The organism is Okeania sp. (assembly GCF_983059655.1).
On sequence record NZ_CEZPJD010000077.1, the window covers coordinates 9,048 to 17,302 of the forward strand.

Annotated in this window: 3 protein-coding genes, 1 tRNA gene and 1 pseudogene; 1 reads left to right on the plus strand and 4 read right to left on the minus strand. The window is 35.6% G+C overall.

Going from position 1 to position 8,255, the window contains the following annotated elements:
* Positions 1-418: 418 nt before the first annotated feature.
* From gltX to AC3DU7_RS07125, 4 genes and pseudogenes are all read right to left on the minus strand, one after another.
* Positions 419-1,852, minus strand: a pseudogene (gene gltX / locus AC3DU7_RS07110) (glutamate--tRNA ligase); the annotation flags it as partial.
* A gap of 226 nt (positions 1,853-2,078) precedes the next feature.
* A tRNA-Asp gene (locus tag AC3DU7_RS07115) sits at positions 2,079-2,152 on the minus strand.
* Positions 2,153-2,504: 352 nt separating this feature from the next.
* Positions 2,505-3,638, minus strand: coding sequence for an esterase-like activity of phytase family protein (locus AC3DU7_RS07120; protein ID WP_488038656.1), 1,134 nt, complete (start codon positions 3,636-3,638; stop codon positions 2,505-2,507).
* A 447-nt stretch (positions 3,639-4,085) separates the two neighbouring features.
* Complete coding sequence (locus AC3DU7_RS07125; RefSeq protein ID WP_488038657.1) at positions 4,086-5,594, minus strand: TM0106 family RecB-like putative nuclease; 1,509 nt, start codon at positions 5,592-5,594, stop codon at positions 4,086-4,088.
* A gap of 191 nt (positions 5,595-5,785) precedes the next feature.
* Here AC3DU7_RS07125 and AC3DU7_RS07130 point away from each other — a divergent pair.
* Positions 5,786-8,255 (plus strand): response regulator (locus tag AC3DU7_RS07130; RefSeq protein WP_488038658.1); only part of this gene is annotated, 2,470 nt, incomplete at its 3' end.

The following is an 8,255-nucleotide window of genomic DNA, read 5'->3' on the forward strand; positions in this document are numbered from 1 at the left end:
GTGCTTTATCTATCGTCGGTTTAACAACTTTAGTTTCTGCAGTTGGAGTCGTAGTTGGTTTCTGTTTCTCCACAGTAGGTTCAACAACTTTAGTTTCTCCTGTTGGAGTTACTGTTGGTGCTTTATCTATCGTCGGTTTAACAACTTTAGTTTCTGCAGTTGGAGTCGTAGTTGGTTTCTGTTTCTCCACAGTAGGTTCAACAACTTTAGTTTCTCCTGTTGGAGTTACTGTTGGTGCTTTATCTATCGTCGGTTTAACACTTTGAGACTCACCAGCAAGATTAGCTGATGCTTTTATTTTCTGAGGTTGTTGTTTTGGTGCAACAGATGTTTTTGAAGTTGCTGTTTTTATTTCAGCAAACCCTTTATTACTATTAGCAGGAGCTTTTTCCTTTTTGCTTTCTTCAACCTCCTGACCTATAGCTTTTTTGAAGCGTAATACATCAAAACCTCTTTGATGTAGGAGTAACCATGACTGAATTAGATCTGGCCCTTGCATTGCACCTGTTAAAGATGCCCTGAGCGATCGCATGACGATGCCTTTCTTAACTTTAATTGCCTGAGTTACCCTTTTGATAATTTTTTGTGCATCACCCACTCGCAGAGGTGCATCAATATCCATTGACTCAATAATAGAATTAATAGATTTTACAGCATCTTCTTTCTGCATTTGTTCTGCTGCTTCTGCATCCAATTCTACAGTAGGAGAGAAGAACAACTTACTCATTTCTACTGCATCGGTGAGGCGAGTCAAGCTAGGTCCAATCAATGCGGCCAATTGTTCTAACCAAGGGCGATCGCTCTGCGGATCTAATTCATATCCTGCTTTTTGCCAGACAGGAATTAATCTATCCGTCAGTTGTCCTACTGGTAAATTATGTAGATATTGACTATTTATCCAGTCCAACCTATTCCAGTCAAACTTTGCCCCTGCTTTATTCACTCTCTCAAAAGTGAACTGTTCAGCTGCTTCTGTCAGGGTAAATATTTCTTGGGTTGAGTCTGGAGGTGTCCACCCAAGCAAAGACATATAGTTTGCTAATGCTTCTGGAATAAACCCTAATTCTTTAAAATCAGAAATTGAAGTTACTCCATCTCGTTTTGAAAGTTTGCGTCCTTCTTGATTAAGAATTAGAGGTGTATGAGCAAATTCTGGTACTTTCCCTTCTAGGGCTTCATAAAGCAATATTTGTTTAGCTGTATTAGCAATATGGTCTTCACCACGAATTACATGGGTAATTTCCATATCCATATCATCTACTACCACTGCCATATTGTAGAGGGGTTGACCCACTGTATTTCCACTAGCAGCACGAGAGATGACCATATCTCCACCCAAGTCGCTGCCTTTCCAGGTTACTGTCCCTCTAACCTGGTCCTTCCAGGTAATTATTTGGTCATTGTCAATTTTAAAGCGAATTACTGGCTGTCTTCCTTCTGCTTCAAAAGCTGCTTGTTGTTCGGGTGTAAGGTCACGGTGGCGGTTGTCGTAGCGGGGTGCTTCTTTTTTAGCTTTCTGAGCTTCCCGCATTTCTTCTAGTTCTGCTGCTGTACAATAGCAGCGATAGGCTAACCCTTTGTCTAGTAATTTTTGAGTAGCTGTATTATATAGTTCTAACCGTTGAGACTGGTAGGATGGTCCTTCATCCCATTCTAATCCTAACCAGGTCAACCCCTCCATAATATTTTCTGTATATTCTGGACGCGATCGCTCTATATCTGTATCTTCTATTCTTAGGATAAATTTTCCTTTCTGGTTTCGGGCAAATAACCAGTTAAATACAGCTGTTCTGGCTGTACCGATATGTAAGTTTCCTGTTGGACTTGGGGCCAGACGAACTCTAACACTCATATCAATTTCTATTTTGTTTTTTTGTTTTTAGATTTTTTTATCCATTCTGGTTTAATTTGAAAAAATATCTACGTTTTTTTGCCAGATTTACCAGAGTGATACTAAAATCTATAATTTTGATATTTATTTGATTCCCTACTTTTATCATAAAGTATAGAGTTTCACCAAACAGCAGTTACTGTTCGTATCACGTTAAGTATATTCTGAGGTTTAAGTTATATCTCTACGGGACTGACGGGATTCGAACCCGCAACTTCCGCCGTGACAGGGCGGTGCTCTAACCAGTTGAACTACAGTCCCTTGTTTTTAAGCCTTTTACAATTATGTGGTTTTTATTTTGATTTGTCAAGCTTTTATCTAAATTTTTTTTCTTATAGATTTTTTTTCTATAGAACCCACTTTGGATCTATAACACTACTCCCCTACTCCCCATCAGGGCTGTTTAATTCTCAATAGACGCGGGGACGCATCAGACACGGAGAAACGGGGATAGAGGCTTTTAAGCGACGTTGAACTAAATATTTTCTCAGAGCTTAACGACGCTTATTAGCTGAAAAATCGGCAAATTTTGACAAATTTTACTGTTTAACTATGTCCATTACTCCCGTTCTCCCGCTCATCGTTAATCTACAATACTTTGAAACAGCCCTGCCTACTCCCTACTCCCTAAATAGCTAAAAATAAGAATCTGAGTAAATTGTAGAGGGTTAAAATTATTATCGCTAACTAGGATGAGCGATCGCTGACCGTCTGCCAGTTTTGGGCCAAAAGTTATACCTTCAATATTGTCTAAGACTATTTCTAGAGTGCTGAAATCTAAGAGTAATTTTTTTTGCACTGGAGAAATATCAGTAATTTGATTATTTAAGCCATCAATATTTTGAATGTTATCTGCATCTGATAAATCTATTTGGAAAAGTTTAATTACATTTCCTGTTGCTAGGGAAAAAGACCGTTCTAAACTTAAAAGATGAGTATCATCTAACGCAAGTAAATCAACTAGGCCATTGGTACTAAAACCACCTAAATTATTATAATTAGTAGCAATAGGTTCTGTGATATATAGAAATTCTGTTTCTGGCTGACTTTCAGCTAAATCATACCGTAGAATTCGACAGTAGCTACCCATACTAAAAGTTGCTTCTTCGCCATCTTGAACTAAAGCATTTTCTGTAGCGGTGAAGAGATATTTTTTACTAGGAGTAATAGTTAAACTTTCTAGAGCAAGATTATTTCTAACTCCATTGTTTGCTTCTACGAGAAATTTTTCAGGGATTGGCAAATTTTGTAGTTGTTTACCTGTCAGAGAAAATTTTCTAATAAATGGTTGTATTTGACGTTCTCTATCTCCTTCAGAAGAAATAAATAAAGTCTCTCCTGTAAAAGCAATTCCTTCTGGGTCAATACTCAAAGCAGGAAATGGTTTACCTGTTTCATTTAATAAAGTTGTGACATCTGTAAAAGTTACTGTTTCTTCTGAAATTTCATCTGGCTGTAGGTCAATTTTCAGAGTATAAAATCTAGCTGATGTTTTGCTACTACGGTCATCCGAAATTGCATAATAAATTTGTTTTTCTGGATTGTAAGTTATGGCAGAAAGCCCACCAACTTCTGTATTTTTAAATTCTAATCTTGTGGGAAAATTTACCTCTCCTAAAAAAGTTAATTGAGGCATAGTTGCTTGAGTAGCTGAATTAATTATTCTGCCTGTAATAACAGCAATAATTAAACCAGTAATTAAGGTTAAAATCAGGTACTTATAAGTCTTATGTTTAAAGATATTCATATATAGTAGTTTGATTTTGATTGTGAGGAAAATGCTATTAAAAAAGTCAATGGAAAACTGTAGATAGAATTACAGCAAATTCTTTGCATAATGAATTACAGATATTAACAATTGAATGTTTTTAATGCGGGCATCTTGCCCACAATAGGTGTAAGTTGTTGTGCATTTAAACCACTTATTTTTTGTGTACCTAATAGTAAAGTACAATCTCTATAGCAATCCTATTTTATTTGTGTATAAAAATCTTGTCGCTTTTAAGGAACAGGGAGCAGGGAACAGGCAGTAGTTTCAGTTTTTTTACTACTTTATTGATTTGTCACAACCTATTTAGGATTGCTATATTACTTCTGACTTGCTAAGGGGCATATCAAATGCGTCTTAGCTTACCTCACTACAGTTGAATCTACTTTCAACAATTATTCATTATTAATTATTCATTATTAATTATTAAACTCTTCCTTCTTCTAACAATTGTAATAACCATTCTTTAATATAATAAGTAGCATAACAATCATCTTCATTGTAAATAATAATTGCATCTAATAAAGAGCGATCGCCTGTTTTCAACCATTCTGCATACCAACAAACAGATTGAGCACCATTAGCTTCGGGGTTCCGCCATTCAAAACCTAACCAACGAGCAATATTTTTGAGGGAATAACTTTCTACAGGCAATATAATAGTTTGAGTAACAACTTGATGAATATCTACAAATCTTTTTAACAATGGTTTCCACAGATAAGCTGGAGTTTGATAAAGTTGAGCTAATCTTTTTACAGTTTGAATTTCATATTCACAGAAGTGATAAATTGGAGCGATAGGATATTTCCAAACCAAGTCTAAAAATTGATACCAAATCAATTCTTCATCTAAAGGATTTTCAGCTAAATTAACATGAAATTTTTTAGTATTTTGGCGTTTATCAACTACTAAGACACCATGTAAATAATCTAGATTAATATCCGGTTGAGCTTCAATATCAAAGTATATTTCTACAGGAGCATTGACGAGCTTATTTGATTTGTAATAATTAACCGGTAAAGTTTTACTATCTATTTCTTCGGCAAATATTTCATTTCTCAGAATCACTTTATTTTCCCATACAGATTGAGCTTGCTTAACAACTTGTATTCCAACTCCATCAGCAAATTCTGGGTAAACTTCTAAATCATCAGGATTAGTTTTACTCAAAGATTCTAAAGTTGTTAAATTTAAGCTCTTCAACACAACATATCTATTAGAAGTAACTCCCGGCAAAAGACATAAATGTTTTTGAGTTTCCGCAACACCATGACAGCTACTATACCAAGTACAAAGATTACATTTTTGACGAGAAATAAATACCTCTGGTTCTAGAGAATTTTGCAACATAGCAATTAATTCAGAAATAGTTTCCTGCATTTGCTCAATTCGCTTATCTAAATTAACCTTATATAACCCTTTTTTTCGGAGAATCAACCAAGCAGTTTCCGGCCAAATTTCTTGAATATTCGCTAATATTTGAGCGTGGAAAGTAGCAACTATTTGATATTCTAATTTCGGACGTTTGCTTAACTTAATATCTGTAGGAATATAAACCCAATCACCAAATCGAGAATATCCAGGCTGTTTAATCAATAAATCTGGATAGCCAACAAAATTAATAGTCTGATTTTGTGGGAGTGAATTGATTGAAGATTCTGAAATAATTAATATTCCCTGATAAATAACATCAATACCTGCTGCCATTAATTCTTCAGTAGCCTTTCCCCCTGCCATTAAATCTCCACGAGAATAATTAGGCTTTTGATAAATATAATTCTTGATAATGCTCGACCTAAATTCCGAACTATCTTTAATTAATTTCAGTAAAAAATCACTAGGAGAATCTTGTTGCGTAAAATCTCCATAAGTATCCAAAAATACTTTTCTAGGACAACGTTGATAAGAAAGTAGCTGAGAATCAGTTATAAACATTAATTATTTAGTTAGTGAGTCAGCCACTTTGCGGTAGTCAAAAGTCCGAAGTAGCATAAATATATACACATATATATAGTCTAATCCACTTATTGAATTGAGATAAAATCTAGATATAAAGATCCAGTGTTTGTCATTATCAAACAGTGAAGTATAAAGAAAATTAGCTACAACAATAACTATAAAAAAAAATGTCAAAAAAATTACGCAAGCCATCTCCAACTCATCGCCTGACTGTACTTTATATTGTTGGACTCAGTGTAGTTGCTGGATTATTTATATTTGAACAAATTTTAGTAGAAAGATCCCTAAAATATCAGTTTACCAGTTCTCGGGTAATTAACATTGCAGGTCGTCAACGAATGCTGAGTCAAAAACTTAGTAAAGCAGCATTAGCTATCCAGTATAGTTCCAACTCAAAAATCAGAAAACAACGTCAACAGGAACTAGAAGATGTTGTCCAGGTGTTCCAAACTTCCCATCAGGGACTACAGAAAGGTGATTCAGACTTAGGATTACCCAGTGATAAAAATAGTCCCAAAGTAAAACAAATGTTTGCGGAGATGGAAAAATATTATCAAGCAATGATTAAGGCTGCTCAGGATTTGCTAGTAACTATTAACTCAGAGCCTGCACAGGCAGATATTAGACCTTTTGTAGAAACTATTCTGAACAATGAGGCCCTTTTTCTCCCACGGATGAATCAAATTGTCTTCCAATATGATGCCGAAGCTCAAGAAAAAGTTCAGCAAGCTAGACAAATCGAAAATTTATTATTAACAGTTGCGATATTACTACTAATATCAGAGGGAGTATTTGTATTTAGACCTGCAGTTAACCAAATTCAAGTTTATCTGGAAGAAAAGGCCAAATCTCAAGAGCAAACAGCCAAAATAGCAGCAGAATTAGAACAAAAAAATCAAGAATTAGATGGGGCCTTAAAGGAAGCTCAATCTATCGCCAAACTGAAATCAGAATTTGTGGCCAACATGAGTCACGAAATACGCACCCCAATGAATGGAGTAATTGGGATGACTGGTTTGTTGCTAGATACCGATCTAAATCCTCAACAGCGAAACTTTGTAGAAATTATTCGTAGTAGTGGGGATAACTTGTTGATTATTATTAATGATATTCTCGACTTCTCAAAAATTGATGCCGATAAGTTAGAGTTAGAAAACCAAGCTTTTGACCTCCGAGAATGTGTAGAATCTTGTCTAGATTTGCTAGTGCCTCAAGCTACAGATAAAGGATTAGACTTAGCCTACATAATAGACGATCGCACTCCCTCCACAATTACGGGTGATGTAACTAGGTTGCGTCAAATTTTGGTCAATTTAGTCAGTAATGCTGTTAAATTTACCCATTCTGGAGAAGTAGTAATAAATGTTACTTCTGAAGAAATTAACTTAGACAATTCTCAATCTCCTACTCACCAAATTCATTTTGCTGTTAGAGATACTGGTATTGGTATTCCACCGGAAGGTTTAAAGCGACTTTTTCAGCCTTTTTCTCAAGTAGATTCTTCCACTACTCGCAAATATGGCGGTACAGGTTTGGGCTTAGTTATCAGTAAGCAACTGTGTGAAATGATGGGTGGGCAAATGTGGGCAGAAAGCGGTGGTAGTTTGACTGGAAATCCCTTGAGTGTGAATCAAAATAATTTCACTTCTGCAAATTCTGTTCCTATTGGTTCAACATTTCACTTCACAATCTTAACTGCAATTGCTCCTAGCATCCCTAAAGTTTATCAAAATCCTCAGCCTCAACTTAATGGTAAACGAATGTTAATAGTTGATGATAATCCTACTAATAGGCTGATTCTAAAAATACAAAGTAAAAAATGGGATATGGTATCTACAGAAGTAGATAGTGGTACAAAAGCTTTAGAGCTGCTGAAGAAAGGTAAAAAATTCGATCTAGCTATTTTAGATATGCAAATGCCAGAAATGGATGGTTTAACTTTAGCTGCTGAAATTCGTAAGCTTCCTCGACTAAAAACACTGCCATTAGTGATGTTAACTTCTATAGGTTGTCCTAAAGGTGATACCGGCAATTTACAAGCTTGTCTAAATAAGCCGATTAAGCCGGAGCGACTATATAAGGTACTGATGAAGATTTTTGCTAATCAGGTAGAAAATGTTACAAAGCAAGCTGATATCAAAATTGATGGTAATCTCGCGAACCGACTACCTTTAAGAATTTTGTTAGCTGAAGATAATGTAGTGAATCAAAAAGTTGCATTGTCGATGTTAGGACGAATGGGTTATCGTCCTGATGTGGTTAGTGATGGGTTAGAAGCTTTGATGGCTTTAGAGAGAGTACCTTATGATTTGGTTTTTATGGATGTACAAATGCCAGAAATGGATGGCTTGGAAGCAACAAAAAATATTTGTAACAAATATGGCTATGAGTTAGACAAAAGACCTGCTATTGTAGCCATGACTGCGGGAGCTATGGAGGGCGATCGCGAAATTTGTCTGCAAACGGGTATGGATGATTATATTAGTAAGCCAGTTAAGGTTGAAGCTCTACAAAAAATACTGGAAAATTGGGGAGAAATAATCATAGGTCAAAAAACTCCTACTGCACCACTGCAACAGGTAGAAAAAACTTCTCCTCTGCCATCTCCTACGCTAAAGGTAGAAAAAATTTCTCCTC